This is a genomic window from Roseibium sp. AS2 (assembly GCF_038900065.1).
In the GTDB taxonomy this organism is placed as follows: domain Bacteria; phylum Pseudomonadota; class Alphaproteobacteria; order Rhizobiales; family Stappiaceae; genus Roseibium.
The window spans coordinates 110,276-136,598 of sequence record NZ_JBBMQN010000002.1 but is presented as its reverse complement, the minus strand read 5'-3'; the positions used below and the strand labels follow the sequence as shown (position 1 = coordinate 136,598).

26 protein-coding genes are annotated in these 26,323 nt (G+C 62.6%); 12 read left to right on the top strand and 14 right to left on the bottom strand.

The genetic code is table 11. The features are described from left to right. Nucleotides 1-65: 65 nt before the first annotated feature. Complete coding sequence (locus WNZ15_RS05645; RefSeq protein ID WP_342891980.1) at nucleotides 66-1,325, bottom strand: GGDEF domain-containing protein; 1,260 nt, start codon at nucleotides 1,323-1,325, stop codon at nucleotides 66-68. Between the two features lie 483 nt (nucleotides 1,326-1,808). Then, a complete protein-coding gene (locus WNZ15_RS05640) occupies nucleotides 1,809-2,312 on the bottom strand; it encodes an isochorismatase family protein (protein ID WP_342891979.1) in 504 nt (167 codons plus the stop codon). Nucleotides 2,313-2,403: 91 nt separating this feature from the next. Between WNZ15_RS05640 and WNZ15_RS05635 the strand changes: the two genes are divergently transcribed. Next, nucleotides 2,404-3,339: a helix-turn-helix domain-containing protein gene (locus WNZ15_RS05635; protein WP_342891978.1), complete on the top strand. Its 936-nt coding sequence runs from the start codon at nucleotides 2,404-2,406 to the stop codon at nucleotides 3,337-3,339. Nucleotides 3,340-3,468: 129 nt separating this feature from the next. Then, nucleotides 3,469-4,218, top strand: coding sequence for a pyridoxine 5'-phosphate synthase (locus WNZ15_RS05630; RefSeq protein WP_342891977.1), 750 nt, complete (start codon nucleotides 3,469-3,471; stop codon nucleotides 4,216-4,218). A gap of 35 nt (nucleotides 4,219-4,253) precedes the next feature. On the opposite strand, the gene WNZ15_RS05625 is transcribed toward WNZ15_RS05630, so the two are convergent. The 3 genes from WNZ15_RS05625 to WNZ15_RS05615 all read right to left on the bottom strand — a co-directional run bounded on the left by WNZ15_RS05625 (nucleotide 4,254) and on the right by WNZ15_RS05615 (nucleotide 6,551). After that, nucleotides 4,254-5,051 carry a siderophore-interacting protein gene (locus WNZ15_RS05625; RefSeq protein ID WP_342891976.1) on the bottom strand — a complete coding sequence of 266 codons (798 nt, stop codon included), beginning with the start codon at nucleotides 5,049-5,051 and terminating at the stop codon, nucleotides 4,254-4,256. Nucleotides 5,052-5,294: 243 nt separating this feature from the next. Continuing rightward, a complete protein-coding gene (locus WNZ15_RS05620; protein WP_342891975.1) occupies nucleotides 5,295-5,789 on the bottom strand; it encodes a YHS domain-containing (seleno)protein in 495 nt (164 codons plus the stop codon). A gap of 156 nt (nucleotides 5,790-5,945) precedes the next feature. Further along, the gene (locus tag WNZ15_RS05615; protein ID WP_342891974.1) at nucleotides 5,946-6,551 is read right to left on the bottom strand and encodes a TetR/AcrR family transcriptional regulator; all 606 of its coding nucleotides are present in this window, start codon (nucleotides 6,549-6,551) and stop codon (nucleotides 5,946-5,948) included. A 154-nt stretch (nucleotides 6,552-6,705) separates the two neighbouring features. Between WNZ15_RS05615 and gatC the strand changes: the two genes are divergently transcribed. The 7 genes from gatC (at nucleotide 6,706) to mdoH (ending at nucleotide 14,339) form a co-directional block, all read left to right on the top strand. Further along, entirely contained in the window at nucleotides 6,706-6,993 is a 288-nt protein-coding gene (gatC, locus tag WNZ15_RS05610) for an Asp-tRNA(Asn)/Glu-tRNA(Gln) amidotransferase subunit GatC (RefSeq protein ID WP_342891973.1), read from the top strand. Between the two features lie 15 nt (nucleotides 6,994-7,008). Continuing rightward, on the top strand, nucleotides 7,009-7,485 hold the full coding sequence (locus tag WNZ15_RS05605) for a GNAT family N-acetyltransferase (protein WP_342891972.1): 477 nt from the start codon (nucleotides 7,009-7,011) through the stop codon (nucleotides 7,483-7,485). A gap of 12 nt (nucleotides 7,486-7,497) precedes the next feature. Next, nucleotides 7,498-8,982 (top strand): Asp-tRNA(Asn)/Glu-tRNA(Gln) amidotransferase subunit GatA, encoded by a 1,485-nt coding sequence (gene gatA / locus WNZ15_RS05600; RefSeq protein ID WP_342891971.1) that lies wholly within the window; start codon nucleotides 7,498-7,500, stop codon nucleotides 8,980-8,982. Nucleotides 8,983-9,273: 291 nt separating this feature from the next. Continuing rightward, nucleotides 9,274-10,368 (top strand): NAD(P)/FAD-dependent oxidoreductase, encoded by a 1,095-nt coding sequence (locus WNZ15_RS05595; RefSeq protein ID WP_342891970.1) that lies wholly within the window; start codon nucleotides 9,274-9,276, stop codon nucleotides 10,366-10,368. A gap of 236 nt (nucleotides 10,369-10,604) precedes the next feature. After that, on the top strand, nucleotides 10,605-12,176 hold the full coding sequence (locus WNZ15_RS05590) for a glucan biosynthesis protein (protein WP_342891969.1): 1,572 nt from the start codon (nucleotides 10,605-10,607) through the stop codon (nucleotides 12,174-12,176). Further along, on the top strand, nucleotides 12,173-12,562 hold the full coding sequence (locus tag WNZ15_RS05585) for a hypothetical protein (protein ID WP_342891968.1): 390 nt from the start codon (nucleotides 12,173-12,175) through the stop codon (nucleotides 12,560-12,562). The genes WNZ15_RS05590 and WNZ15_RS05585 overlap by 4 nt, the downstream gene beginning before the upstream one ends. A gap of 1 nt (nucleotide 12,563) precedes the next feature. Continuing rightward, the gene (gene mdoH, locus WNZ15_RS05580) at nucleotides 12,564-14,339 is read left to right on the top strand and encodes a glucans biosynthesis glucosyltransferase MdoH (RefSeq protein WP_342891967.1); all 1,776 of its coding nucleotides are present in this window, start codon (nucleotides 12,564-12,566) and stop codon (nucleotides 14,337-14,339) included. A 43-nt stretch (nucleotides 14,340-14,382) separates the two neighbouring features. On the opposite strand, the gene WNZ15_RS05575 is transcribed toward mdoH, so the two are convergent. From WNZ15_RS05575 to WNZ15_RS05555, 5 genes are all read right to left on the bottom strand, one after another. Then, entirely contained in the window at nucleotides 14,383-14,733 is a 351-nt protein-coding gene (locus tag WNZ15_RS05575; RefSeq protein WP_342891966.1) for a ribbon-helix-helix domain-containing protein, read from the bottom strand. 153 nt (nucleotides 14,734-14,886) lie between these two features. After that, the gene (locus WNZ15_RS05570; RefSeq protein ID WP_342891965.1) at nucleotides 14,887-15,477 is read right to left on the bottom strand and encodes a DJ-1/PfpI family protein; all 591 of its coding nucleotides are present in this window, start codon (nucleotides 15,475-15,477) and stop codon (nucleotides 14,887-14,889) included. Nucleotides 15,478-15,657: 180 nt separating this feature from the next. Continuing rightward, on the bottom strand, nucleotides 15,658-16,284 hold the full coding sequence (locus WNZ15_RS05565) for a DUF998 domain-containing protein (protein WP_342891964.1): 627 nt from the start codon (nucleotides 16,282-16,284) through the stop codon (nucleotides 15,658-15,660). 31 nt (nucleotides 16,285-16,315) lie between these two features. Then, the gene (locus tag WNZ15_RS05560; RefSeq protein ID WP_342891963.1) at nucleotides 16,316-17,083 is read right to left on the bottom strand and encodes a class II aldolase/adducin family protein; all 768 of its coding nucleotides are present in this window, start codon (nucleotides 17,081-17,083) and stop codon (nucleotides 16,316-16,318) included. Beyond that, nucleotides 17,080-18,210 (bottom strand): TauD/TfdA family dioxygenase, encoded by a 1,131-nt coding sequence (locus tag WNZ15_RS05555; protein WP_342891962.1) that lies wholly within the window; start codon nucleotides 18,208-18,210, stop codon nucleotides 17,080-17,082. Before WNZ15_RS05555 ends, WNZ15_RS05560 begins: the two co-directional genes overlap by 4 nt. A gap of 168 nt (nucleotides 18,211-18,378) precedes the next feature. Between WNZ15_RS05555 and WNZ15_RS05550 the strand changes: the two genes are divergently transcribed. Next, nucleotides 18,379-19,311 (top strand): LysR substrate-binding domain-containing protein, encoded by a 933-nt coding sequence (locus tag WNZ15_RS05550; RefSeq protein ID WP_342891961.1) that lies wholly within the window; start codon nucleotides 18,379-18,381, stop codon nucleotides 19,309-19,311. Nucleotides 19,312-19,420: 109 nt separating this feature from the next. Here the strand turns inward: WNZ15_RS05550 and WNZ15_RS05545 are convergent, their stop codons facing one another. Then, the gene (locus tag WNZ15_RS05545) at nucleotides 19,421-19,870 is read right to left on the bottom strand and encodes a L,D-transpeptidase (RefSeq protein ID WP_342891960.1); all 450 of its coding nucleotides are present in this window, start codon (nucleotides 19,868-19,870) and stop codon (nucleotides 19,421-19,423) included. A 133-nt stretch (nucleotides 19,871-20,003) separates the two neighbouring features. Then, nucleotides 20,004-22,004, bottom strand: a complete 2,001-nt coding sequence (locus tag WNZ15_RS05540) for an EAL domain-containing protein (RefSeq protein ID WP_342891959.1) — start codon at nucleotides 22,002-22,004, stop codon at nucleotides 20,004-20,006. A gap of 376 nt (nucleotides 22,005-22,380) precedes the next feature. Here WNZ15_RS05540 and WNZ15_RS05535 point away from each other — a divergent pair, with 376 nt between their 5' ends. Further along, on the top strand, nucleotides 22,381-23,031 hold the full coding sequence (locus WNZ15_RS05535) for a TetR/AcrR family transcriptional regulator (protein ID WP_342891958.1): 651 nt from the start codon (nucleotides 22,381-22,383) through the stop codon (nucleotides 23,029-23,031). A 109-nt stretch (nucleotides 23,032-23,140) separates the two neighbouring features. Then, nucleotides 23,141-24,160, top strand: a complete 1,020-nt coding sequence (gene ilvC, locus WNZ15_RS05530) for a ketol-acid reductoisomerase (RefSeq protein WP_342891957.1) — start codon at nucleotides 23,141-23,143, stop codon at nucleotides 24,158-24,160. 69 nt (nucleotides 24,161-24,229) lie between these two features. Here the strand turns inward: ilvC and WNZ15_RS05525 are convergent, their stop codons facing one another. Then, complete coding sequence (locus tag WNZ15_RS05525; protein ID WP_342891956.1) at nucleotides 24,230-25,225, bottom strand: hypothetical protein; 996 nt, start codon at nucleotides 25,223-25,225, stop codon at nucleotides 24,230-24,232. Between the two features lie 187 nt (nucleotides 25,226-25,412). After that, nucleotides 25,413-26,297, bottom strand: a complete 885-nt coding sequence (locus WNZ15_RS05520; protein WP_342891955.1) for a D-alanyl-D-alanine carboxypeptidase family protein — start codon at nucleotides 26,295-26,297, stop codon at nucleotides 25,413-25,415. Between the last annotated feature and the right edge of the window lie 26 nt (nucleotides 26,298-26,323).

Here is a 26,323-nt window from a genome sequence, read left to right as displayed (position 1 = left end):
CGAGAATTTCGCGTGTTGCCATACCGTCTGGGAAACCGGCACGGATGCCCCGGGCGGCGATCCGCTCAAGCGGCCGCGGCTGGCCCGATGACCCGGTCGCGCCCGGCCCCCTTGGCATCGTAGAGCCGCCGGTCGGCGACCCGGAACAGGTCGTCGATGCTCGTCCCGTCGGCAGGCGCACTGGAAACGCCGATGCTGACGGTGACCGTTTCCGGCAGGTAGACCTTGCTGAAACGCGCGATGCTCCTCCGCAGGCGCTCGGCCATGGAAACCGCCGCCTCTGCGGGCAGGCGTTCGCTCAGAATAACGAATTCCTCGCCGCCGACCCGGAAAAGGTGGTCGTCGGAGCGCAGGTTTTCCTTCAGCAGACGCCCCACAATCTTCAGCGCCTGATCGCCAACCTGATGGCCGTGACGGTCGTTCACCCGCTTGAAGTGGTCGATATCGATCACCAGCAGGGACACCTCTCGCCCCTCCTTCAGGTTCCGGGCGAGGATCTGCGGCGATCGCACCTCGTACTGGCTGCGGTCCAGCGTCCCCGTCAAATGGTCGCGAACCGAAGACTCAAGCAGTTGATGGTAGCGCTCCCGATAGGTCAGCACGTGGAAGACATCCCTGAGCGGCCGGTTCGACAGCCAGACCTTTTCGTTGTCGAAGTATTTCAGATAAACGACGAACAGGACCGTATAGACAAGCACCGCCGCCATCTTGGCGGTCCAGCCACCGAGGAAGACGTACCCCGGCGCATCGGTCACATAATGAAGCGCCAGAAAGAAACCGGCCTGGTCGAAAGTGAGCGCGAGCGCGCCGCAGATCAGGAAACGCCACCCCAGATGCCGGCCGAACCAGTTGCCGATGCGCTCGTACAGAACGATGATCAGAATTGAATCGATGAAGAGCAGTATCGAGCCCCAGATCATCAGAAGCCCGATTTCGTCGATGAAGCCGATGTCCGGAACGCGCCCGCCGGTGACGATGACGGTGTCGTGGTTCCTGAGGATCATGACCAGTGCGACGATCAGGAAATTGCCGACCAGCAGCCCGTAGATCGCCTGGCGGACGACCAGTGCGTCCTCTCGGATATAGAGCAGCAGGATCATCAGCAGCTTGCCGGAAAACAACACCGTGGAACCCGGCGATACGATCCCGAAGGGCAACTGGATGTAGAACACGCTGGCGAGATAGGTTTCCAGGAAATGCATCACGCCCAGCGCGCACATGAACACGCCGATTCCAAGCACCCTGCGCGCCCGCAAAAGGCACATCATCACGGTGAAATAGACGGCCGCCTGAGCCAGAAGAAGAAGTACGTTGAAAGTTGCCATGTTCAGGTCGGTTTCTGTCGTGGGACCAGCATATGGTCACGCGTGAGCGAGTGGGGAGAGGGCAAAAGGAAGCAGCTCGCGAGGGGGACGCCATTTTCGCCCGGATGTGAGGGGATCAATCCGGCAAAGCAGCACCATCTCCGATGGCCGCCCGCCCCGTCGCTCACAGCAGCGTCGAACAGGCTTTTCGGACATATAGCCATGCTTCGTGCCCCTCTGCTTCCCCGCCGGATGAAGCTCCTTTTCAGACTTTGTAAGGAAAACTGACAATAGTATGCCGTGATTCTTTTCACAGGCAACTGCGCTGCGGGGGCTTTCCGGCCGTCGGCCCCGTGCAAAGCAATTGCGGCCGGATTGCAATTGCCAACGGGAATACAACCACAGACTATATCACCGGAGCACCCGGAGCAGCTCCCGCGCGGCAAAGCGGACAGGCGGCCCGAAATTTTCGGGTTGCCGGCGCGTGACCACAAAATTACGGCTCTAGTGCCAGATATCGCTCGAACCCGCGACCCGCAATTTAGATCCCAGCGCATTGAGCGCAATTTTGTGCACGGCCTCGGTCGGCGCGGCGCAAAGATCACCGATGACGGTGACGTCGAACGGTTCGGCCGCCTTTGACATGGCTGTAAACACCACGCAATTCTGGGTCATCATGCCACAGATCAGCAAGCCTTCGACACCTTCGAGATGCCGGGACAAATCCGTATTCTGAAAGGCATCGGCCACCTGTTTGACCACCACCGGTGCGTTGCCCGCCGCAGCCAGAATTGATGGCCGGACGGCATTGCCGCTACCGCCGTTGGCGAACAGCCCCGTCTCTGCTCCGGAAACATGGCGCACCAGGACAATGCGGTCGCCGGCCTTTATGGCGCGGCCGATCGCGGCGACGACACGCGCCTCCACCTCCTCGGCCTGATGCAGCGGCAGGGCGCCGCCTGCGAAGTAGTCGTTCTGGATGTCGATCACGAGAAGGGCGCGGTTCATCAGTGTTTCTCCTTGTCACAGCCTCCAGGCTATCGGTTCGAAGCACTGTTTTGCAGTGGCCCGCAAGACATGTTCAGGGTAGTTTGGGCCAATGCGCATCGCGATCATCGCCTATCAGGGCGTCAGCCCCTTCATGCTCTCGACACCGCTTGCCGTGTTCGGCGAGCCGTTCCTGGCCAGCGGACACGAAGTGATGGTGTGCGGTGAAAGCAGCCGTATATCCGCTTCGGGCGGTCTCATCATCGAAACCGCTCATCCGCTGGCGGCCGCCGCCCAGGCCGATGTCGTCATCCTTCCCGGGTGGCGGGATGCCGGCGAGACGGTCTCGCCCGGCATCTTGCGGCAACTTCGCACGGCCCATGAACGCGATGCGATCGTCGTCGGCCTGTGCCTCGGCGCCTTCGGGCTGGCGGAGGCAGGACTTCTTGACGGACGTCGCGCAACCACCCACTGGGCACGCGCCGCCGAACTCCGCGCACGATACCCGGCCGTCCGGATCGATCCGGCGGCGATATATGTTGACGACGGCCAGGTGGTTACCTCGGCGGGTATCGCGGCCGGGCTCGACTGCTGCCTGCATCTGCTTGCCCGGGTGTCAGGCATCGCGGAGGCCAACCGGGTCGCCCGCCAGCTTGTCGTGGCGCCGCAACGGGGCGGCGAGCAACCGCAACTGATCGACCGGCCCGCCCCCGCCACGTCGGCGGAGCGCCGCGTCGCGGATATTCTCGAACGCCTTTGGGCCACCCCTGAACAAAACCCCTCTCTGGATGAACTGGCAGCACGCGCCGGGGTCAGCCGCCGCAGCCTGAGCAGGCATGTTCGCGCGCGCACCGGGGGCAGCCTGGGTGGCTGGCTCCGCCGCGCCAGGATCGCCCGTGCCCAGGACATCCTCCTGCGCGGCGAAAAGGGACTTGAGCGCATTGCGGTGCGCAGCGGTTTTCCCGATGCCCCGTCGCTCCGCAAAGCCTTTCGCGGCGAACTGGGCATGACCCCGACACAATGGTTGGCCAGACAAAGGGCCGGATAGAAACGGCACCGGAAACATTGTCTCTAGTGACAATTCCCTGTTTGACTTCAAGGACTTTCAAAACAATCCTGCCACGATAGCCCAACGACTTGAATCAGGTTCTCAACCTCTTCATCCGGAAATACAACAATGCCTGCCGTTTCGCGCCTGTCCGTCAACGTCAATGCCGTCGCCATGCTGCGCAACCGCCGCGACCTGCCCTGGCCGAGCGTCACCGGCCTGGCCGCGATCGCCATGGAAGCGGGCGCCAAGGGCATCACCGTGCATCCGCGCCCGGACCAGCGCCACATCCGCAGAACGGATGTTTTCGAGCTGTCCGAACTGATCGAGGATCGCTTCCCGAACAAGGAACTGTGCCTGGAGGGCTACCCCGCAGCCGACTTTCTGCAACTGGTCGAGGAGGCCCGGCCCGAACAGGTCCTGTTCGTGCCTGACGATCCGGAACAGACCACCTCCGATCACGGCTGGGATTTCGCGAAAGACACCGGCGCGCTCGAGACCGCCATCGCGGCCGCAAAGGAATGGGCGGTGACGGTGTCCCTCTTCTGCGACCCGGATCCGGCAGCGCCGGAACATGCCGCCCGGCTGGGCGCCGAACGGATCGAGATCTACACAGGTCCCTATGGTGCCTGTTACGACGATCCCGACAGGGCCACCCGGGAACTCGACAGGGTCGTCGCCACGGCGGAAGCAGCCCGGGCCTGCGGTCTTGGCGTCAATGCCGGCCACGACCTGACCGTCGACAACATCCCGGCACTGCTTGCCAGGGCGCCCTTCATCCGGGAAATGTCCATCGGCCACGGCTTTACCGCCGACGCGCTGGTCCACGGTTTCGCGGAAAGCGTCAACCGGTTCCGCAAGGCCATGGGCGAACTCTGAGGCAGGCCGCACCGGAGCGCGACTTGCCGGATGTGTCAGGCGGCTTCCGCGCGTTTCATCTGCTGGTGTTCGTCCTCGACCAGGCCGATCTTCCAGTAGCCTGAAATATACGTGTCGGCCTTCGGAAGCTTGCGCTCATTGTGGAGATAGTCCCGAAGCGCCCGGATCACGGAACTCTCTCCCGCGATGCAGGTCTGGACGGTCCCGTCCTGCCAGTCCAGCGCCCTCACGAAATCGACTTGAGCCGTCGACGGCCTGTGGACGTCCTCCTGCACAAGCCAGTGCAGATCGATCCCCTCGGGCGCGGCAATCTCGCGAATGTCGTCGGCTGAGGGAACCTCGAACACAGCGACACCGCGTGCTTCCCCGGGCAGGGCCTCGAGGGTTGCTTCGACCACCGGCATGGCGGACAGGTCTGCGGCGAACAGGTACCAGTCGGCGTGGAATTCGGTGATCTTCGGCTGGCTCGGGCCGAGAAAACCCAGAAAGGATCCGGGACCAGCGCGCTGCGCCCAGCGGGTCGCCGGACCGTTGTCCCCGTGGGCGACAAAATCGATGTCAAGCTCGAGGCTGTCGGAGCGGAAGGTGCGCACGGTGTAGGTCCGCACCGGATGGATCTTTTCCGCAGGCCCGTCCGGCTCGAAACAGGCCTCGAAATCCTGTCGGGCTTCGCCGTCGCGCGGCAACACCAGCTTGCAGTTGGCACCTTCATGACCGGTCGGGAAACCTTCCAGTTCAGGACCGGCGAAAGTGACCCGGATCAGGTTCGGGCTGAGATAGCGCGTCGACGAGACGGTCAGAAAGCGGGGACGGCGTTTCGGTCGGTTGGCCAATGGGCACCTCACAAATGATGACTATAACACTCATGATTTAGCATCGACGTCCCGGAATTTGAAGAGCCCTCCAGGCGAAAAGATTTAACCGCCTGCCGCCGTCCCCGTGACGGGGCTCCGGCGGGGTGCAACCAGGAGCCGGCGCGCACCTTGAAGATGCCCGGCGGCGGGCTTGTCAACAAGCTGGAGCCCGCCTTGCGGGCGGGCTCTTGTCTTTGGCGGCAATCGGTAGGGTGCGAGATCTCAATCTCGGATGATCGGCTCTTTCAGGTCTTCCGGCTTTTTCTCCCGGATGATTTCCCAGTTCAGGGTTGCGTTTTCGATGTGGCCGGGCACGTCCTGCTCGAACCGGTCCTGAACCTTGAGGGAATTGTTCAGGTAGAGCTTGCCGTCGACAATGGACCAGGCCTCCGGAACAACCGGAACCTTGAAGCCCATGGCGGCGCCAAAGGCACAGAACCCGCCATATTGCGGCGCATATTTGGCCGGGTCGGCCGCGAACGTATCCCGGTTTTCCGCCGAAGAGAATTTCCAGGTCACCTCGTCGTAATCGAACGTGTAGGCGTCGGAGCCGGCGACCGGTTTGCCTTCGGTGAAATAGGCTACCGGATCGGTTCCGCCAATCGCGGCACCGCCTTTGGTGAATGTGGTGATTTCATCTGCGGACGCCGTGAACGCGGTGGCGGAAAACAGGGCGGCAAGCCCCAAAAGAACGGACCTGGACGTGTAGAGCGGCATGACTTTTTCTCTCCCGGAGTTACGAGCTGGCAATCAAGGCCGGTGCAGGGGCGCACCGCTTGCAATGAAAAATGTCGCCTGACGCCCCGGATGGCCAATCACCCTTGATCACGTCGCCGATAACGGCGGGAGAGCGAAACGTGATCGGACTCGGGATTACATGCCCGGAAGGCCTTGATGCCCCTCCGGATCGCGCGGCGCGACGAGACCAAGCACCAGGTAGATGGCCGTTGCGATGTCCTCGTCCGTGATCCGGACACCGCGGACGATCAGCCGGAATGTGACCAGGCCGAGCAGGAGGTCGATCCGGGTCTCCATGTCCGCCTCGAAAGGTGTCGCAATGAAGATCTGCCGCATGAGGAGACGGCGGCCTTCCTCCGCCTCATCCAGCACGGCGGCAATTGCCGTCTTTTCCCTTTGGGGCATCAGGGCACGCAGCGCCCCACCCAGCGAGGTCTCCTGAAGGGCGCCGACCATGCCGGCAAGGCACTGTCTCAGGTCTTCCGCCACACTGCCCCGCTGCGGCGGGCCGGGGGGGGCATCAAGGAGGGCATGTGCGACGGACGCCGCGACCAGCTCTTCCTTGTTCTGGAAGCGCCTGTAGACCGCCTGCTTGCTGGTCCGTGCGTGCGCCGCGATCGCTGCAACGGTGGTTCTCTCGTAGCCGTTTTGGGACAGGACAGCGAGTGTCGCCTCCCTCAGGGCGTCGCTCACCCGCAAATCCAGCGGACGGCCGGCAGGCCCGGCTGCTGCCTGTGACATCGAAGCAAGTCCCGTTTCGGTTACAGTTGGTACCGTAATAATCCTGATTCCGGTCCGGCACAACTCCGGAAACTTGCCTTTCGGCGCGCACCGCTGCACACAGGGACAAATTCCGCGCGGCAGCCGGCCGCACGCCCCAAAAAGTGAGGACCTCATGTCTGTTGATACCGAAACGGTAAAACGTGTTGCCCACCTCGCACGGATCAAGGTGAGCGACGACGACGCCATTCGCATGACCGGCGAGCTGAACACCATTCTCGGTTTTGTCGAGCAACTCGATGAAGTCGACATCACAGGTGTCGAGCCGCTGACTTCGGTGGTCGAGCAGACCATGAAGAAACGCGCCGACGGCGTCACCGACGGCGGCAAGGCCGACGACATCGTCCAGAACGCGCCCGTTTCCGAAGACCATTTCTTCATGGTTCCGAAGGTCGTCGAATAATCGGACGCCGCCGGGATGACCGCTTCCAGTTCAACAAGCATAACCGTTGAAACGCCCCTGTCGGAGGACATGCGCGCCATGATCGGCGAGCTGAACGTCACGCTTGGCTCTTTGACGCCGGACGAGGCCAACTACAGCATGAGCGCTGAAGACATGGACGGGCCGGAGACGACGGTTTTCGTCGCCCGTGTGGACGGGCGGGCTGCGGCGTGCGGCGCGCTGCATCGGCACGCGGATGGCATCGGCGAACTCAAGCGCTTCTATTCCCGCCCGCAATTCAGAGGCCTTGGGCTGGCCCGCCGAATCCTTGAGCACGTAAGCGAACTGGCCGCCAGCGAAGGCCTTGCACGCCTGGTGCTGGAAACCGGTCACAACTACGACGCCGCTCGGCGGCTCTATGAGCAGGCCGGTTTCAAGGAATGCGGCCCGGTGCTCGACTATCCCGAAAATCCCTATTCCGTTTTTTACACACGGCCGCTCACGGCCGTCTGAGAGACCAAAATCATGACCGATCTCACCAAACTCGCCATTGCCGAGGCCCGCGACGGCCTGAAGAACAAGGACTACACGTCCCTGGAACTCACCGACGCCTTCATCGGCAACATCGAAGCGGCCAACGCTTCTCTCAATGCCTATGTGACCGTGACCGCCGACAAGGCCCGCGACATGGCGAAAGCCTCCGACGTGAAGCTCGCAAAGGGCGATGGCGGGGCGCTGGAAGGCATTCCGCTGGGCATCAAGGACCTGTTCGCCACCAAAGACGTGCATACCCAGGCCTGCAGCCATATTCTCGACGGCTTCAAACCGCCTTACGAATCCACCGTGACATCCAACCTGTGGGCGGACGGCGCCGTCATGCTCGGCAAGCTGAACATGGACGAGTTCGCCATGGGCTCCTCCAACGAAACCTCCTATTACGGCCCGGTGATCAACCCCTGGCGCAAGCAGGGCTCCAACCAGGATCTCGTTCCCGGCGGATCTTCCGGAGGATCCGCTACTGCGGTTGCGGCCCGCATGTGCATGGGGGCCACAGCGACCGACACCGGCGGTTCCATCCGCCAGCCGGCCGCCTTCACCGGCACCGTCGGCATCAAGCCGACCTATGGCCGCTGCTCGCGCTGGGGCGTTGTTGCCTTCGCTTCCTCCCTCGACCAGGCCGGACCGATCGCGCACACCGTGCGTGACAGTGCCATCCTCCTGAAATCCATGGCCTCTGTCGATCCCAAGGACACCACCTCGGTGGACATCGAGGTCCCGGATTACGAGGCCGCCATCGGCAAATCCGTGAAGGGCCTGAAGATCGGCATTCCGGCGGAATACCGCATGGACGGCATGTCCGGTGAAATCGAGGACCTGTGGCAGAAGGGCATTCAATGGCTGAAGGATGCGGGCGCGGAGATCGTCGACATCGCCATGCCGCACACGAAATACGCCCTGCCCGCCTATTACATCGTCGCCCCGGCGGAAGCCTCCTCGAATCTTGCCCGCTATGACGGTGTCCGCTACGGCCTGCGCGTGCCGGGCAAGGACATCGCCGAGATGTACGAGAACACCCGCGCCGCCGGCTTCGGCGAGGAGGTCAAGCGCCGCATCCTGATCGGCACCTACGTGCTGTCCGCCGGCTATTACGACGCCTATTACCTGAAGGCCCAGAAGGTGCGCACCCTGATCAAGCGCGATTTCGATCTGGCCTGGCAGAACGGCGTCGACGCGATCCTGACACCGGCAACGCCCTCGGCCGCCTTCGGCGTTGCCGACCAGGACCTGCATTCCGATCCGGTGAAAATGTATCTCAACGACATTTTCACCGTCACCGTGAACATGGCCGGCCTGCCGGGCATTTCCGTGCCCGCCGGCCTCGACAAGGACGGACTGCCGCTCGGCCTGCAGCTGATCGGCAAGCCTTTCGACGAAAGCACCCTGTTCCAGGTCGGCCAGGTGATCGAGGACGCCGCCGGGTCGTTCGATCCGGAAAAGTGGTGGGGCTGAAGCGGCGCCAGTCCGGTTCGGGACATGGGATCCCCCACCCCTACCCCCTCCCCACAAGGGGGAGGGGGACCATGCGCTTCATCGCCCAGGCCGAAATTGCAGGCTCAAGAGCATCTGGCGGTCACTTGTGCCAAACCATGTCCGCGGCCTTGTCCCCTTCCCCCTTGTGGGGAAGGGTTAGGGATGGGGGTAAACGGCGAAGCCGTAACTTGGCTGAACCGATGATCTCTCCAGGCCGAAAGTCTGTTCAACACCCGCCACTTCAGCAGAATTTCCGGAAAGAGCTGACGCATGCCTGACATCGAAACCATCGTAATCGGCGCCGGTGTCGTCGGCCTGGCCTGTGCCCGCGCCCTGGCGCTATCGGGGCGCGAGGTCATGGTGCTCGAGCGGCACGGCCTGATCGGATCGGAAACCAGCGCCCGCAATTCGGAAGTCATCCATGCCGGCATCTATTATCCGCCCGGCAGCCTGAAGGCAGCGCTGTGCCTCCCGGGCAAGAACCAGCTCTATCGGTTCTGCGCCGACAACGGCATCGCCCATGAGCGGATCGGCAAGCTGATCGTGGCCGCCGACGAAGCCCAGTTGCCGGAGCTGGAGCGCCTCCACAGGCAGGCCACCGACACCGGTCTGGACGATCTGGTCTTCTACGATCGCAACAAGCTGCGGGAGATCGAGCCGGAACTCGACTGTTGCGGCGCGCTCTGGTCCCCGTCGACCGGCATTATCGACAGTCACGGCTTCATGCTTGCCTTGCAGGGCGGCCTGGAGGACAAGGGCGGTCAGGTCGTGCTCAACACCCGCGTCAGCCGGATCAAACCGTGTGAGGGCGGCTACCGTCTTGAGGTCGACACCGGCGACGCCGGGACCTATTCCCTGACCTGCCGGGAGCTGATCGTTTCCGCCGGGCACGGAGCACCCGGCCTGATGCAGGATGTTGCAGGCGCGCAAGCGCCGAAAGCCTATCTGGCCAAGGGCAATTATTTCAAGCTTCAGGGCAAGGCACCGTTTTCCACACTGGTCTATCCGGTGCCGGAACCCGGCGGATCGGGTGTTCACATCACCCTGGATCTTCAGCACCAGGCCCGTTTCGGCCCGGATGTGGAGTGGGTCGAAGAGATCGACTACGAAGTCGATCCGGCGCGCGGCGACAGGTTCTATGCCGCCATCCGCAGCTACTGGCCCGGTCTGCCGGACAAGTCCCTGATCGCGGATTATTGCGGTTTCCGCCCCAAGATCACCGGACCCGGTGAACCGGCGGCCGATTTCAGGATCGACGGTCCCCGGGCACACGGCCACACCGGGCTGGTTGCGCTCTACGGCATGGAATCCCCCGGTTTGACCTCGGCCCTTGCCATTGGCGATCACGTCGCCGGGCTGCTCTGACGGCGCCGCTCCCCAACACCCGCAATTGACCTGAGCAACGCAACCAATCGCACATTCCCGCGTTTGATTGACAAGCGATCACGCGTGTCGTGCTGCAATGCACAGAAATGCCGTCATTTGGTCCGCATTTCTCCTTAAAATTGCTGCACTGCGCGTGCTCATTCAAGGAGTGACCCAAAAAGATCACTTTAAATTCAACAAGGTGGCTAATCGTCTTGATCAATCGGCGTATGTTCTTGTCAGCAACGGCCCTGTGGGCCGGTGTGCTCTCCAGCAGGGCGATTCCAGGCTATGCCGCCGGCGACGACGCCGCGCCCGCACCATCAGCCCTTCCTTCCACTGAAAGCTCGGATTTCGACTTCGAAACCCTTGTCCTCCGGATGAAGGAAAAGGCCGGCACGGCTCATGCCCAGGTGACACCCGACCTGCCGGAACTGCTGTCCGGGCTTGACTACGATCAGCACCGGGCGATCCGGTTCTCGCCCGACCGCGCAGTCTGGAAGGACAGCGAAGGCAGCTACCGGCTCCACGCCTTCCATCCGGGCTGGCTCTACAATGAGACGGTGGACCTTTACGAAATCGTCGATGGCAAAGCCCGGCCATTGGCGTTCACCGGCGCGGATTTCGACTATGGCGCCCCCCTCGATGCGGACAGGTTCCGGGATTTCGCACTGCCGGGCATTGCCGGTTTCCGGCTTCATCATCCGCTCAACACACCGGAGTTCTTCGACGAGCTGATCGTGTTCCTCGGCGCAAGTTATTTTCGCGCGCTCGGAAAGGGCAATGTCTACGGCCTGTCCGCGCGTGGCCTTGCCGTCGACACCGCTGTCGGGGGACCGGAGGAGTTTCCGCGCTTCACGCGATTTTACCTGGAACGGCCCGCCAAAGGCGCGCGTGAAATGCGCCTTTACGCGGAGCTCGACAGCGAGAGCGTCACCGGAGCCTATCAGTTCACCATAAAGCCCGGCGTCAACACCGTGGTGGAAGTGGACGCGCGCATTTTCCTGCGCAGTGATGTGGAGCGTCTGGGCATCGCGCCCCTGACCTCCATGTTCCTGTTCGGAGAAAACGACCGGCTCGGGTTCGACGACTACCGGCCGGAAGTCCACGACAATGACGGCCTGATGATCCTGCGCGGTGACGGCCAGCGCCTCTGGCGTCCGCTGCGCAATCCCGGCAGCCTCGCGCTGTCCTTCTTCAGGGAGGAGAGTCCCGCCGGGTTCGGCCTTTTGCAGCGGGACCGCGGCTTTGACCACTATCAGGACACCGAAGCCAAGTACCAGCGCCGTCCCTCGCTCTGGATCGAGCCCGTCAACGACTGGGGCAGCGGCCAAGTGATGCTTGCCGAAATTCCGGCCGACAAGGAAATTCACGACAACATCGTCGCCTTCTGGGTTCCCGAAGCCGGTGCGGTGGCCGGTTCGGAACACCGTTTCGCCTACCGCATGATCTGGGGCCAGGACCCGGAACCGGGCACCGAACTGGCGCGGGTGATTGCCACCGGCACCGGTCACGGCGGCGCGGCGGCGTCAGATCCCGACCCCGACCTCAGGAAATTCGTGGTCGAATTCGCAGGGGACACGATGTCCGGGCTCGGAGCGGATGATCCCGTCGAACCCCGGCTGTCCGTCCGCAACGGCTCCGTCAGGCACAAGCACATTCAGCGCCTCGAAGGCGGCACCTGGCGGGCGATACTCGACATTGAGCGCGAAGCCCCGGATCGCTCCGTCGAGCTGATTCTCGCGCTGCAACTGGACGGCTCCGACATCACGGAAACCTGGCTGTATCAATGGAGTGGCAACTCATGACGATGCACATGAACTCGTCCGGCAATGCCCGACTGCCCGGCCCTCACCGGGCGGATTGCGTTTTCGAGGAAATCCGCTCGGTCCTGAACAGGCCCGACCTGTCCGACGCGGTCCTTCTGGAAACCCTGGCCGAAGCACGAACCGATCAGGGCGGAGACTTGAGCGCGCGGGACCTGGTCGCCGGTCTCGGCGATGCGCAGCAGCGGGCCAGCCTGATCCGCACCCTGCTGGTGCCGCCCCCGGCGCACGGTCTCGACATGCCTCTGCACGACCTGAACCCGCCGATGAGCATCCGGCTGGCACCGCTTCTGCGCAGGTGGCGGCGCCTCCTGCCGAGCGCCCGCCCCCGGTTGAAACGGGCCGCCGTTATCGCAAGGAGCCGCTGATATGGAACCGGGCGCGCCCGCCGCCTCAATGGCCATTGGCCGGCGGCTGGCCATGCTTGTGGTGGCGAGCGCTTTCACCGCCGCGGCGTCCTACATGTTCGCCACGGTCGTCCAGGCCGACGGGTTCGACTGGCTCGACGTCATCCGGATCGCCCTGATGGCAGTTGCCGCCTTCTGGCTCGCCTGGGGCGGATGCATCGCCCTGTTCGGCATCCTGTTCCGGTTGGATCCGCCGCCGCGCGCCGCCGCCTGCCCCGACGGGCGCACGGCGATCCTGATGCCGATCTACAACGAGGCGACGGCTCCGGTCTTCGCCCGGCTGGAAGCGATCATGCGCTCGGTCGGCGCCCTGGCTGCCCGCGACCGCTTCGACTTCTTCGTCCTTTCAGACACGACACGGTCCGACGTCGCGCAAGACGAGCTGCGCGCCCATGAAAGGCTTGTGGCCAGGCTGCGCGCGGGCGGGCATCTGTTTTACCGGCGGCGACAACAGAACACCGGACGCAAGGCCGGCAACATCGCGGACTTCCTGCAAACGTCGGGAGGCGCCTATGACTACATGCTCGTTCTTGACGCCGACAGCCTGATGGATGGCGACACCATCCTTGAAATGGTGCAGCGCATGGAGGCGGATCCGCGCCTCGGGCTGTTGCAATCCCTGCCTCGGATCATCGGCCTCGACACCCTGTTCGGCAGGCTGCTTCAATTCGCCACCGGACTCTACGGCCCCTATTTCGCGCGGGGGCTTGCCACGCTCCAGGGCGACGAGGGGACGTTCTGGGGTCACAACGCCCTCATCCGCACACAGGCCTTCGCATCGGCCTGCGGCATGGCGCCCCTCACCGGCGCGCCACCTTTCGGCGGCCACATCCTCAGCCACGACACGGTCGAGGCAGCTCTACTGGCGCGCGACGGCTGGAAGGTGCGTCTCGATCCGGACCTGACCGGGTCCTATGAGGAGGCGCCCGCCAACATGGTCGATTACGCCAAGCGCGACCGGCGCTGGTGCCAGGGCAACCTGCAGCACAGCCGTATCCTGGCCGCGCCGCGGTTCCGTTTCTGGAGCCGGATCTCGATCCTCCAGGGCATTTTCGCCTATCTCGCCTCGCCGATCTGGTTCCTGTTCCTGGCCGCCAGCCTTGCGGCCCCGCTTGTCGCCGCGCAACCGGTCTACTTCGACGGCCGCTCGCTTTTCCCGGTGTTTCCATATCCGCAGACGGTGACGGCGCTGGCGCTGCTGTTCGGCCTGGTCGCCCTGCTGATCCTGCCGAAACTGCTGCTGGTCGCCCGCGCGCTTGCCGGCGGCAAGGCCGGCGATTTCGGCGGCGCGCCGAGGCTCGTCGTCAGTTTCTTCCTGGAAATCCTGCTGACCTCGATCCTCGCGCCGATCCTGATGATGTTTCACTGCCGGTCGGTGGCCCAGGTGCTGACCGGTGCCGACAGCGGCTGGCCCGCCGCCGACCGGGACGACGGCTCCCTGCCCTTTGGCGCGGCGCTCTCGGCCACATGGTGGATGAGTGTCACGGGGGCCGCAGCAGCGCTGTTTTCCAGCGTCCACGTGCCGGAGCTGTTCTACTGGCTGATGCCCGTGTCCCTGCCGCTCGTGGCCGCTCCCCTGCTGGTCTGGCTGACCTCTTCGGTGAAGCTGGGCAAGGCAGCCGGCAGGCTGGGGCTGTTCGCCATCCCCGCCGACACGGCGCCGGTCGCGATTGCCCAGGGAATGCGGCGGGCGCTCCGCCAGCAGGAAACGGACATCATCGGCGAAATCGCCGCCTGACGGCCGGCAGCCGCCCGTCAGGTGTCCGCCGCGGGCTTCTCCGTCAGTGGACCCGGCCGGTCTCCGCTTCCAGAATGCCGTCCGCATCCAGTCCGGAAATCGGCAGCCTCGTGTCCGTCGGCACGTCGCCGGACAGTTGCAGCGCGAGATAACGGCCGCAGCATACCCGCAGGAAACTGGTGAAATTGCCGAGATCGTGGCCGGCATCGATGCTTTCGTGATGCAGTCGGGTGATCAGTTGCGCGACGTTCATGCCATCGCGCGCGCCGATCTCTTCCAGCACTTTCCAGAAGAAGGCCTCCAGCCGCACGGACGTCACCATGCCGTCGATGCGCAGGGATCTGGTGCTGCTTTCCCAAAGGTTCGGGTCGGCGTCGATGAAGAGTTTGCACATGGCTTTATCCGGTCTGGGGGCACTGAAGCTTATTGCCTTTCCCGGCCCCTGAAAAGGCCCGCCCAAGGACTGCGAACAGCCTGGGGCGGGAGCCGTAGCCATCCGGCGCCTTTAGTGGGAAGGCGGCCCGGAAGGTTCGGAAGCAGGTTCTGCTCAGGCTGCGGCTCTCGTCGCATCCGCGGACAAGACCGAGTTGAACTGGGACAGCCATGCGGGATGGGCCGGCCAGGCAGGCGCGGTGACCAGGTTGCCGTCCGTGACGGCGCTGTCGATGGCGATGTCGGCGTAGGTCGCGCCGGCCATTTCCACTTCCGGGCGGCAGGCGGGATAGGCCGAGACGGTCCTGCCCTCGATCACCCTTGCGGCGGTCAGGATCTGCGCGCCATGACAGACGGCGGCAACCGGCTTGCCCGCCTCCATGAAATGTTTGACGGCGGCCAGAACATCGGCATCGAGCCTCAGATACTCCGGCGCCCGGCCGCCCGGGATCACCAGGGCGTCGTAGGACGTGGCATCGATGTCCGCGAAGGTCGCGTTCAAGGTGAAGTTGTGACCCCGTTTTTCACTGTAGGTCTGGTCGCCCTCGAAATCGTGGATGCAGGTGGCGACGCTCTCGCCGGCCTTCTTGCCCGGGCACACCGCGTCGACCGAATGGCCCATTGCAAGCAGCGTCTGGAACGGCACCATGGTCTCGTAATCTTCGGTGAAATCCCCGGTGATCATTAGGATCTTCTTCGCACTCATGCTTTTTCCTCCCACAGCAAAACAGCGATGGCACAAAGGCTAGCAGGCGAAGGGAACAAGCGGGTATTAGCAGACTACTACCGTGAAGAATACGTGGTTTGCATGCGTTTGCCACGCTTCACACCGGCTTTGCCGGCCCGTGCCAGGGTTGCGCCACATATGGTCCGGCGGGGCCGGGCCTCACGAAATGCCGGCCCTTGCCTGCATGCGCGCCAGGGCGACGCCCACCATCGTCAGCCAGAGATAGATCAGCGTTTCCAGCAATCGCTGAAACAATCCGGCGAACTCCTGGCTCTGAACGGTTCCGGCCAGCAGCACCGCTCCGCTCAGAACCAGCCCGGCACCGGCGCTTCGGGGCAGGTTTGCGATGCCCCGCCTGTTGAGGCGGAGCGTGACCAGGAACAGACCGGCCAGGGCGGCAACATAGGCGAGAAAACCGGCGCTGACATGAATGAGATGCGACCTTGAGGGCAGCTCGGGACGGCACTCGAAATCACACGGAAAATAGGCCGCCGTCAAAAGCAGGACCGCGTAGAGCCCGACGAGGGCCAGTCCCGCGATCGCCGGGCCATCTCTGCCGACCGCGCGCAGGGCCAGTGCCACGAACACCAGGATCCAGAGTTCGGCCACCGCAAATACGGCCAGGTTCACGGTGGCGCCGTGGACCGTGCCCGTCGCGCCGAGGGCGCTCATGAACCGGGAAAGATGGCTGTAGTCCGGATAGAGGCTCCCGGCCACGAGCACGCCGCAGGCAAGCCAGATGAAACTGAGCAAAGGCAACAGGACGAGGGCGTTGGGCCTGATCATCGGCAGGGACCGGCACAGCCGGCGATCACGATCAGGTCTTGTAGTCCGGCTCCGTGCGGTCCAGCTCCCGCTTCCAGTACTCGAAATGGGCATAGCCCATCCCGGCATAGGGCTCCCATTCGGCAGCCGTCTTGGCGGCCAGATTGTCGGACATGACGGCCAGGGGCTGGCCCGAGGCATAGGCTTTCAGCAGGGTTTCGGCGGCGCGTTCGAAGAAATAGAGATGCTCGAAGGCCTCCGGGATGGTCTGCGCGGCGACAGAGACACCGTGATTGCCCATGATCAGCACCGGCTTGTCGCCGAGCGTCACGGCGATGCGGTGGCCTTCCTCCGCCTCGTCGGCCATGCCGCCGAAACCGGGATCGACCGCGACCTTGCCGAAGAACCGCGCCGTGTTGAGATCGATCGGCTTCATCGATGGGTCCTGGAGGGTCGCCAGCACGGTCGCGTTGGGGGGATGGCAATGAAACAGGACCTTTGCGGCCGGGTTCATGCGGTGAACCGTGCCGTGGATGCACCAGGCGGAGGGGTCCGGCGCATCCGCGCCTGCCATCACCTGATCGTCATGGGCGTCGAGCAGCAACAGGTCGCTGGCCTTCACATCCGAAAAATGCCGCCATTTCGGGTTCATCAGGAACGTCGCACCGTCGTCGGAAACCGCCGCGCTGAAATGATTGCCGACGGATTCGTGCCAGCCCATCCGGACCGCGATCCGGAACGCCGCCGCGAGATCCTGCCTGAGGGCCTGCTCGGACTGCCGCTCCGGGGCGCCGAACGCGACATCGGTGACAATACTCATTTGAACCGTCCTTCTCCGGCCAGCACCCGGTAGGTGGAGCGCATCTCGCCCCGGTCGATGTAACAGCCCCGCAGATGCCGGTCGCCGCTGGTGGCCGAATAGGCCGCCCTGCCGTGCACGATGCGGTGATTGTCGAAAACGATACACTCACCCGCATTCAGACGGAAGCGCATCATGTATTTTTCATCGCGCATCATGCGTCCGAAACGGCAGAAGGCCGGGTAAAACCGGTTCAGGTCCTGCTGCGGCATGTCGAAGATATCCGCATGATGCTGGCTGATCGTGACGCCGGAGATGTTGCCGTATTCATCCAGTTCGATGACATGCTGGCGCGCCCGCATGTCGAACGTGTCATGCTCGCAGTAGTAAGGCACATCGACCGAGACCAGCAGTTCGAAGTCTTCCGGGTGCCGTTCACGGAAATCCGCGGCCACCGCCAGCCCGTCGACAAACAGCGAGTTGCCGCCTTCGACCGAATTCGCCCGGCAATGGAGAAACTGGACACCGGGCGCAAGGTCCTCGTCCGGCAGGTCCGTATGCAGCGGCAGCGCCTTGGACGTGAACGCCAGATTGGTCGGCTTGATGTGGGTCTTGACCTCGAAATCCTGTCCGAAATAGCTCGGCCGCACATGACCGATCAGACCGGCTGTGTCTTTCAGCGCATCGTCCGTGTCGGGCAGTCCGGTGAGCAGGGCGATCCCGTCGACGAGCATGGCCCGGCTCCAGTCGCGCACGCAGGCCTGATCGGCGATGAGATCCTGATGGGCAAAACGCGCCATTTTCGGATAGTGATCCGCAAGCCAGGGCGCGCGCGGCAGATTGGCGACATCCGCCCGCTTTTCACCGTTCGCATAGGCGGCAAGCCGGTCGAGCGGCATCCGGGTGACATGCGCCGATCCGGCCCAGGCGATTTCCAGCTCTCCACCTGAAATCGACGCGGAGACGGCCTTCGGCGCCGTGTCCTCCGCGAAGATGTCGAACACGCGTTCGCGGGTTTCAGGATCGAAGGAACTCGGACAATTGTCCCGCAGCCAGTAATAATTGAAATAGGCGGTCCGGCCGTCGGTCAACGGCACGTCGAGCCCCTCTTCCTGCAACAGCACGCCTGCGTCACCGGTTCCAAGCATGTTTCTCGTCCTTAACTTAACCGCGCGCACTTCGCCCAGCTTTCTCGAAGAAGTGGCTATAGCGGCTTAATTACAATCACTTTGATCACAAATTGCACTTGCGGAGCGGATTTGAAAAGGCGATAAAAACGCAACTTGACTTAAGCAATTGCTTAACCTGGAACAGCCATGCACCGCCTGCCCCCACTCCGGCTCCTCAGTGTTTTCGAAACCGTGCAACTGGCCGGCAGCGCCAAGGCGGCCGCAGGCGAACTCAACGTGTCGATGTCGGCGATCAGCCAGGCGCTCAAGCAGTTGGAAGACCATGTCGGGGTGGCGCTGATCGATCGCGGCACGCGGCCCGCAAGCCTGACCGAAGCCGGCAGGATCCTTCTGATGGCCGTCACCGAAAACCGCGAACGGCTGACCGGCGCTCTCGACGACATCCACGCCCTTGACGACCCGATGGGCACCACCATCACCCTCGCCTGCACCATCGGTTTTGCCACCTACTGGCTGATGCCGCGGCTGGAGGCCTTTTATCTCGATCATCCGGATCTGGCGATCCACGTCCAGACGACGTCCCGGGAAGTCCCCCGCCTCGGTCCGGGCACGGACATCGCCCTGCGCTATGGCGGCGGCCATTGGGACGACGGCGATGTGACCCTGCTGTTCCGGGAGCGTGTGGAGCCGGTCTGCGCGCCCGCCTACCTCAGCCGCATCGAGGCCGCAGCCGGCAGCCTGGCCGCGTCGTTCCTGATCCATGTGGCAACCGACGACCGGCGCTGGATCTCCTGGGCCGACTATCTTGCCCGCACCGACCAGCGCGCTGCGGGATCGGCCAAGGGCCTGCGCTTTTCCAACTACGTCCAGGCCACCCAGTCGGCCCTGTCAGGCCACGGCGTCATGCTCGGCTGGCGCTCGATCACCGGCGACCAGGTGTCCAAAGGCCTGCTCGTCCCCACCGGCCTGCCGCCCCTGCAACCCGAAAACGCCTACCACGCGGTGCTGTCGCACAGGAGCCGGAAGACGGAAACGGCGGAGGTGGTTGTCAACTGGTTCAGGGCGGCGGCGGAGGCGGATATGTACGCGCCCTCACCTTCCGCGCCGTCCCGGACCTGATCCGGGACCTTTCGGGGCGGGGGACATGTGAAAGGCCCCGGCTCAAGGCCGGGGCGGCGTGTGGGGTTCAGGTGCTGAGGTTCAACTGCGGTGCGGCTGGCAGCCCCCCTCAGCGCCTGATGACAATGCGCGTGTCGCCGTGCCCGGTCTGCCGGACCAGATTGAACAGGCGCGCGGCATGTTTGGGGGCGAGGCGGATGCAGCCGTGGGAGGCGGGCCGGCCCAGGTTCTTCAGGTCGGTGGTGCCGTGGATGGCGTAGCCGCCGAGAAAGAAGATCGAATGGGGCATCGGCGCCCAGTTGTACTTGCGCGAATGCCAGTCGGCTTCCAGCCGGGTCGGCCGGTAGCTGCCGATGGGCGTGCGGTAGCCCTTGCGCGCGGTCGACACCGGCCATTTGTTGCGCAACCGGCCGTCGACATAAAGATAGAGTTTCTGTTCGGAGATATCGATGGTGGCGGTCACCTTCTGGGCCGCGCTCGCACCGGCAAGCGTCAGGGCCAGGAAGGCCGGAACCAGGAAGACCCGGACCAGAGGGGCAACAACATGTTTCCGCAACATCAACATTACAATCCCGCCCGGTAACAACGAACACGTGAAAACACTCATCCAACCAGAATAATCACGGGCAATTTACGGGTTCAACATATTTCGACAACGGAATGTCTTGGCTGTTCGGACCCGGGATCTGCATTCAACGGAATGCCTTCCTTTCCGCACCGGAGTTCAACCGGCCGTCAGCGATCCTGCGCAGTGCAAGATGCTCGGCGACGAACGGCGCCAGATCCTGGGCGGGCATCGGCAGCCCGTAATAGAAGCCCTGGAAATGATCGCAGGACAAGTCGTTGAGGGCTTGAACCTGGGCCTCGGTCTCGATCCCCTCGACGGTCACGGTCATGTCCAGCCTGTGGCCGAGTTCGATGATCGTGTTCAGCACATGGCGTGATTTCTCGTCCTTGTCCGTCACGGAGCCGATGAAGGACCGGTCGACCTTGATCTTGTCGAAATGGTACTTCCACAGATAGCCCAGACTTGAATAGCCGGTACCGAAATCGTCCATCGCCAGGGAGACACCCATCGCGCTCAGGGCTTCCAGCTGTCCGGTGACATTTTCCTCCTGTTCGATCAGGATATTCTCCGTCACTTCCAGTTCCAGCCGATGCGCCGGCAATCCCGCCGCCTCAAGAGCCTCGTTGACGGTCCCGACAAGTTTGCCATCGCCAAACTGCTTCGCGGACAGGTTCACCGAGACAAACAGCGGCTCCGGCCAGCTCGCCGCGGTTCTGGCTGCTTCCTGAAGAACCCAGACGCCGATCTTGTTGATTTCGCCGGCATCTTCGGCGATGGAAATGAATTCGCCCGGGGCAATGAAATTGCCGTCCGCATCCTTCAGCCGAAGCAGTGCCTCGAAGCCGACGACTTCCAGAGAGGATTGCTGGATCAGCGGCTGGTAATGCACTTCGAACCGGTTCTGCGGGAAACCCGAAAGGATGCATTCCTCCACGAAACGGCGCCTGGCGATTTTCTCCTCCAGGTCCGGCGTGAACAGCACCCAGGTGTTGCGACCGGAGAGTTTCGCCTGGTAAAGGGCGATATCCGCCTTGTGCATCTGCTCCTTGAGACTCAGCTCGTGCTCCAGGTCGAAATGGACCCCGAGGCTCAAATGACCGGTCAGCGCGATGCCGTCCGTCCGCACCGGCACGCTGACGGTCTCCCTGAGACTTCCCACAAGGGATTCGATTTCGGCCATCGTCCGGTTGTGTGAAATGAAGACGAACTCGTCTCCCCCGAACCGGGCGCTCAGGTCGCCCTCCCCCAGATGGGAGGAAATCGCATTGCCCACGTGGCACAGGAACGCATCGCCAGCCTTGTGTCCGAAGGTGTCGTTGATCGTCTTGAAGTTGTCCAGATCGATGAAGATGATCGCCGCCTTCTGCAGGTCCAGGCGCCCGGACTGGCACGCTTCGTCCACCTTCTGGAAGAACGTCGCACGATTGTGCAGACCGGTGAGCTGGTCGCGCGAGGACAGCAGGCGGACTTTTTCGCCGGTTTTGACCTGTTGCCGCATCTTGATGATATAGGCGAGGAACGGCACACCGAAACTCAGAAGAACGACAAAGCCGAGCGCGGCTGCGAGACTGACAAAGTTCGTCTGGAAGAGCGCGGCGACAGGCGTCTGGTCGAGATAGACCTCGACAACACCGATACACTCGCCGGATTTGGTGAAGACCGGCACATAGGCCTCGACATAAAGATCAGGGCGGTTCTGTTTTTCCCTGCCATCCTGAACGTCGATCAATGGTTTTCCGGTGTCCAGCACGATCCGCGCATGGCCGTTGTGATCGGTTTCGGCCCCCACTTCCAGCGGCGCGCCGAGTTCGTCGGAGATCAGAACCATTTGCGCATCGGCATTGAACAGCTTGAAACGGAACACGTCCGCGACCTGGACCGCCGTTCTGATGACAGCCTGTTGATCCGCGGTTGTCTCTCCGGTGGCGATCAGTGCCGGCAGACCGGGCATGCTCTCCGACAGATACATGGCCCAGTTGATGGCCTTGCGTTCCGCATTGGCCTCGATCACGGCATCAACCGTCCGGCCGATGGCCAGTTTTCCGACAGCAAGCATGACCACAATGAAGACGATCAACATTGCAAAATTCAGCAAGCTGCGAACACCGCCGGTTTTATCAAACATGCCTGGTTCCCGCTTCTTCTCCAGGTCCATACAATACAGAGATTGACTAATAATATTATAACTATCTCATCGTTGATGACCTTGAATTTACTCGCTAAAATTGATTGAAGATCTCTTCACTGTCATTATTTACAATAAATTCCGAAAAAATAGTCAGACCCTCCAGGTCGCATTCAATCACCGTACCTGGACCCCGGCGGTCCCCGCAGGCATTGTAGCGCCGTTGCCGCGTGCCTTCCGGCTGTCTTCGCCCCCGCGTGCAAATTTCACATCCTGCCTCTTGACCTCTTTGATCGCCGGTGCCATAACCACTCCGAACCGTACCGTACGGTTCACCAAATTCACGCACTCCAGCCATCAACCGACCTGACCGACCATGACAGCAGCCGCCTTCGACATCGCCACTTCCCACCCGGACGCCGCGCCCGAATTTTCGCCGCGGCAACAAGTGGTCTTGCAGCACGCACTGACGCTTCTGGTCGATGGCGGCGAAAAGGCATTGACGACGGCAGGGCTGGCGCGGACCGCAAGCTGCTCCAAGGAGAGCCTGTACAAGTGGTTCGGTGACCGGGACGGATTGCTCGCCGCCGTGGTCGCCTATCAGGCGAGCCAGGTCCAGTTTCCCTCCGAAGCCGGTGCGACCGCCGATGCGGCGACATTCCGGGCGCATGTGACGGCCTTCGTCGAGGCGCTGCTCGAGGTTCTCTTTTCCGAAACGTCGCTGGCGCTGAACCGGCTCTCCATCGGCCAGTCCAACACCAATTCCAACCGGCTGGGCCAGCTTCTGCTGGTGCGCGGCAAACACATGATTTCAACGCGTGCCCGCGCCATGCTCGACAGCGGCCGCCGGCACGGACTGCTGAAGTTCGACGACTCGTACGACGCCTACCAGGTCCTCTACGGCCTGGCGATCCGCGACGTTCACATCCGACTTCTTCTCGGTGAGGCCGCCGGCACCGCCGAGAAGGACCTGAATTCCCAGGCCAGGACGGCGGTCGACCGCTTTTACCGGCTGTTCGGGGCCTGACCGGGCAACCGCTCGGACCGGCTCACCGGGGAACACTTCGAAAAACAACGACCGGACAGAAATCCGGCTCTTGAAACAAAGACAGACTGCAGACGGGAGAAAGGAACCCATGCGCGTTTATTACGATCGTGATGCTGATCTCAACCTGATCAAATCCAAGAAAGTCGCCATCATCGGCTACGGCTCCCAGGGCCGTGCCCATGCCATGAACCTCAAGGACTCCGGCGCACGCGACATTGTTGTCGCGCTGCGTGCGGGCTCCACCACCGCGCTGAAGGCCGAAGCCGACGGCTTCAAGGTCATGACCGTGGCGGACGCCGCGGCCTGGGCCGACCTGATGATGATGGCAACCCCGGACGAGCTCCAGGCCGACATCTACAAGGACCATATCGCCGACAACATCCGCGACGGCGCGGCGATCGCCTTCGCCCATGGCCTGAACATCCATTTCGGCCTGATCGAGGCGAAAGCCTCCGTCGACGTCCTGATGGTCGCGCCGAAAGGCCCGGGCCATACGGTGCGCAGCGAATACGAAAAGGGCGGCGGCGTGCCGTGCCTGATCGCCGTTCACCAGGACGCATCGGGCAATGCCCAGGATCTCGGCCTGTCCTACGCCTGCGGCGTCGGCGGCGGACGCTCCGGCATCATCGAAACCACCTTCAAGGAAGAGTGCGAAACCGACCTCTTCGGCGAACAGGCGGTTCTGTGCGGCGGTCTGGTCGAACTGATCCGCGCCGGTTTCGAAACCCTGGTCGAAGCCGGTTACGCACCGGAAATGGCCTATTTCGAGTGCCTGCACGAAGTCAAGCTGATCGTGGACCTGATCTACGAAGGCGGCATCGCCAACATGAACTACTCCATCTCCAATACCGCGGAATGGGGCGAATATGTCACCGGTCCGCGCATCGTGACCTCCGAGACCAAGGCGGAAATGAAGCGCGTCCTGACCGACATCCAGACCGGCAAGTTCACGTCCGACTGGATGCAGGAATACCGGGCCGGCGCCGCCAAGTTCAAGGCAACCCGCCGTCTCAACGACGCCCACCAGATCGAGGAAGTCGGCGAGAAGCTGCGCGGCATGATGCCGTGGATCAAGTCCAACGCACTGGTCGACAAGACCAAGAACTGATCGATCAGATCTGAACGAAAAAAGAGCCCCGCTGGCGACAGCGGGGCTTATTTGTTCGAGGCGAGACCTTCAGCCTTCGAGTTCCGATGTAACTGCGTCGACAATGTCGTCCAGCAGCGGTTTGGCGATACCCTTCAAGGCGTCATTTGCGGTTTTGGCGAGTTTCCCCGCATTCGCCGAACTTCCGGTTTCCACGACATTGACGGCGATCGCAAGAGCTGTGGCATTCGAGGGCGGATTGGCAATCAGCGCCGACGAATTGGCGCAAAGGGGCTTACCCTTGACAACCACACAGCCATTCGTGATGAGCTTGCCGAGCTCAAGAGCGCCACTGTCCATTGCAATCGCGCCGACATCGACAATACCGTGTCTACGGGTGCGCGCATTATAGCGGACAGCCTGAATGGCAAGGCCGACCCCGACCTTGATAAAGGCCGGTTTTTCAGATGTGCCTTTTCGGGTCAGGGCGACAGAGTTGTTTGCGATTGCGATCCTGGGAACAAGAACCGATGCCTCGCCATACTCCTCTTTCCGGAACATCAGGAGCAACCCGGTCTTTTCCGATCCTTCTTCATAGCGTCGCACGATCACGCATCTCACGTTCCGCCACCTGTCGGCCAGTTCCTCCTTGAACGCAAAACGCAGAGTTGTCGTGGCAACCGAGGCTTTCGCAATGCGCTTGGCCCGGGTTGAGATACTGTCCTGCACGTAAAGGTAGGCCGCACTCACCGCAGCTGAAATCAGGGGGCCTGCAACGGCGATTTCGGCAATGAACTTTTGGGAAGGAGGCTGGAAAAGTTCCGGAGGGCTGCCGGCGGTATTGTTGCAATACTGGATCTCGCTGCGGACCTGCGGGAAGGCGTCGTAAACGTCGCGCACATCCGCACCCTCGAAACGCCTGCCGGTACCTTTCCCGCCATCCTTGTTTTTCGAGATGAAAAGAACCTCGGTCTTTTGCTTCTTCAGCCCGCTGTTCGGATCGGGCTGGAATGAAAGAAGCTCATAACTCTCCTGAATACTTCCACAAGCGCCGACCGCAAGAATCAGCCAAACGCCCAGAAACATCTTTAAAAATCTCATCGCCCCTACCTGTTGAACAGGAATGACGCTTGGTTTTTATTTGCGCCATTCCGAGGAAAAGAATTTTGTCATATACAACCAGAGATAAAGCCTGATCGGAATAGCCTATCAATTTTTCGCATAATGAAAAATACCGAGGGCAGAAGCAGGGGCTGACGGAGACGCAATCGTCTTACGAATAGCTTTCGATCAGCCGCGTGACTTCCCGGTCCCGGGCCGCTTCGCTTTTCCCGCCCATCACGACGACGATCAACTGCCGGCCGCCGCGGTTGGCGGTCGCGACCAGATTGTAGCCGGACATGCGAATGTAGCCCGTCTTCAGGCCGTCGACGCCCGCGACCGTGCCGATGAGGTTGTTGGTGGCCCGGAACGAACGACCGTTGTAGGAAAACGACTTGGCCCTGTAGTAGCTGCCATATTGCGGAAAACGCCGTTTCAGCGCCAGGCCGACCCTGGCCATGTCCCGGGCCGTCGTCACCTGGCCCGGATCCGGCAGACCCGTGGCGTTGACGAAGCGTGTCCGGGTCAGGCCAAGCGCCCGTGCCTGCTGCGTCATCTGCCGGGCGAAGGCCGTTTCGCTTCCGGCCAGGTTTTCTGCGATCGCAACGGCAACATCGTTGGCCGACTTGACCGCAAGCGCCCGCGCGGCCTGCTCCACCGTGATGGTCGACCCCGCCTTGAGCCCGATCTTGGCCGGCGGCCGGGACGCGGCCCGAGCCGACACCGTCAGCGGCGAGGACAGGGAATAACGTCCGTCCGACACGGCCTCAAACAGGAGATACAGCGTCATCATCTTGCTGAGCGACGCCGGAAAGCGCGCACCATCCGCATCGACCGCGTAAAGCTCCTCGCCGCTCGCCGCATTGACAACAAGGGCAGAGAACCCGCGCTCAACGGCGGTTGCCGGTGCATGACTGACGACCGGAAGCGGCGTGCTCTCGATCGCCCCGGCGGCACCGGGACCGGATGGAGCCGTGGACGGCACCGTCTGGCAGGCGGCCAGCAGTCCGGCAACAACAAAGACAGCGGTGCGTTTCAGCAAGAAAGTCCAGCGCATTCCAAACCCATCCATCAGAGGCCGGT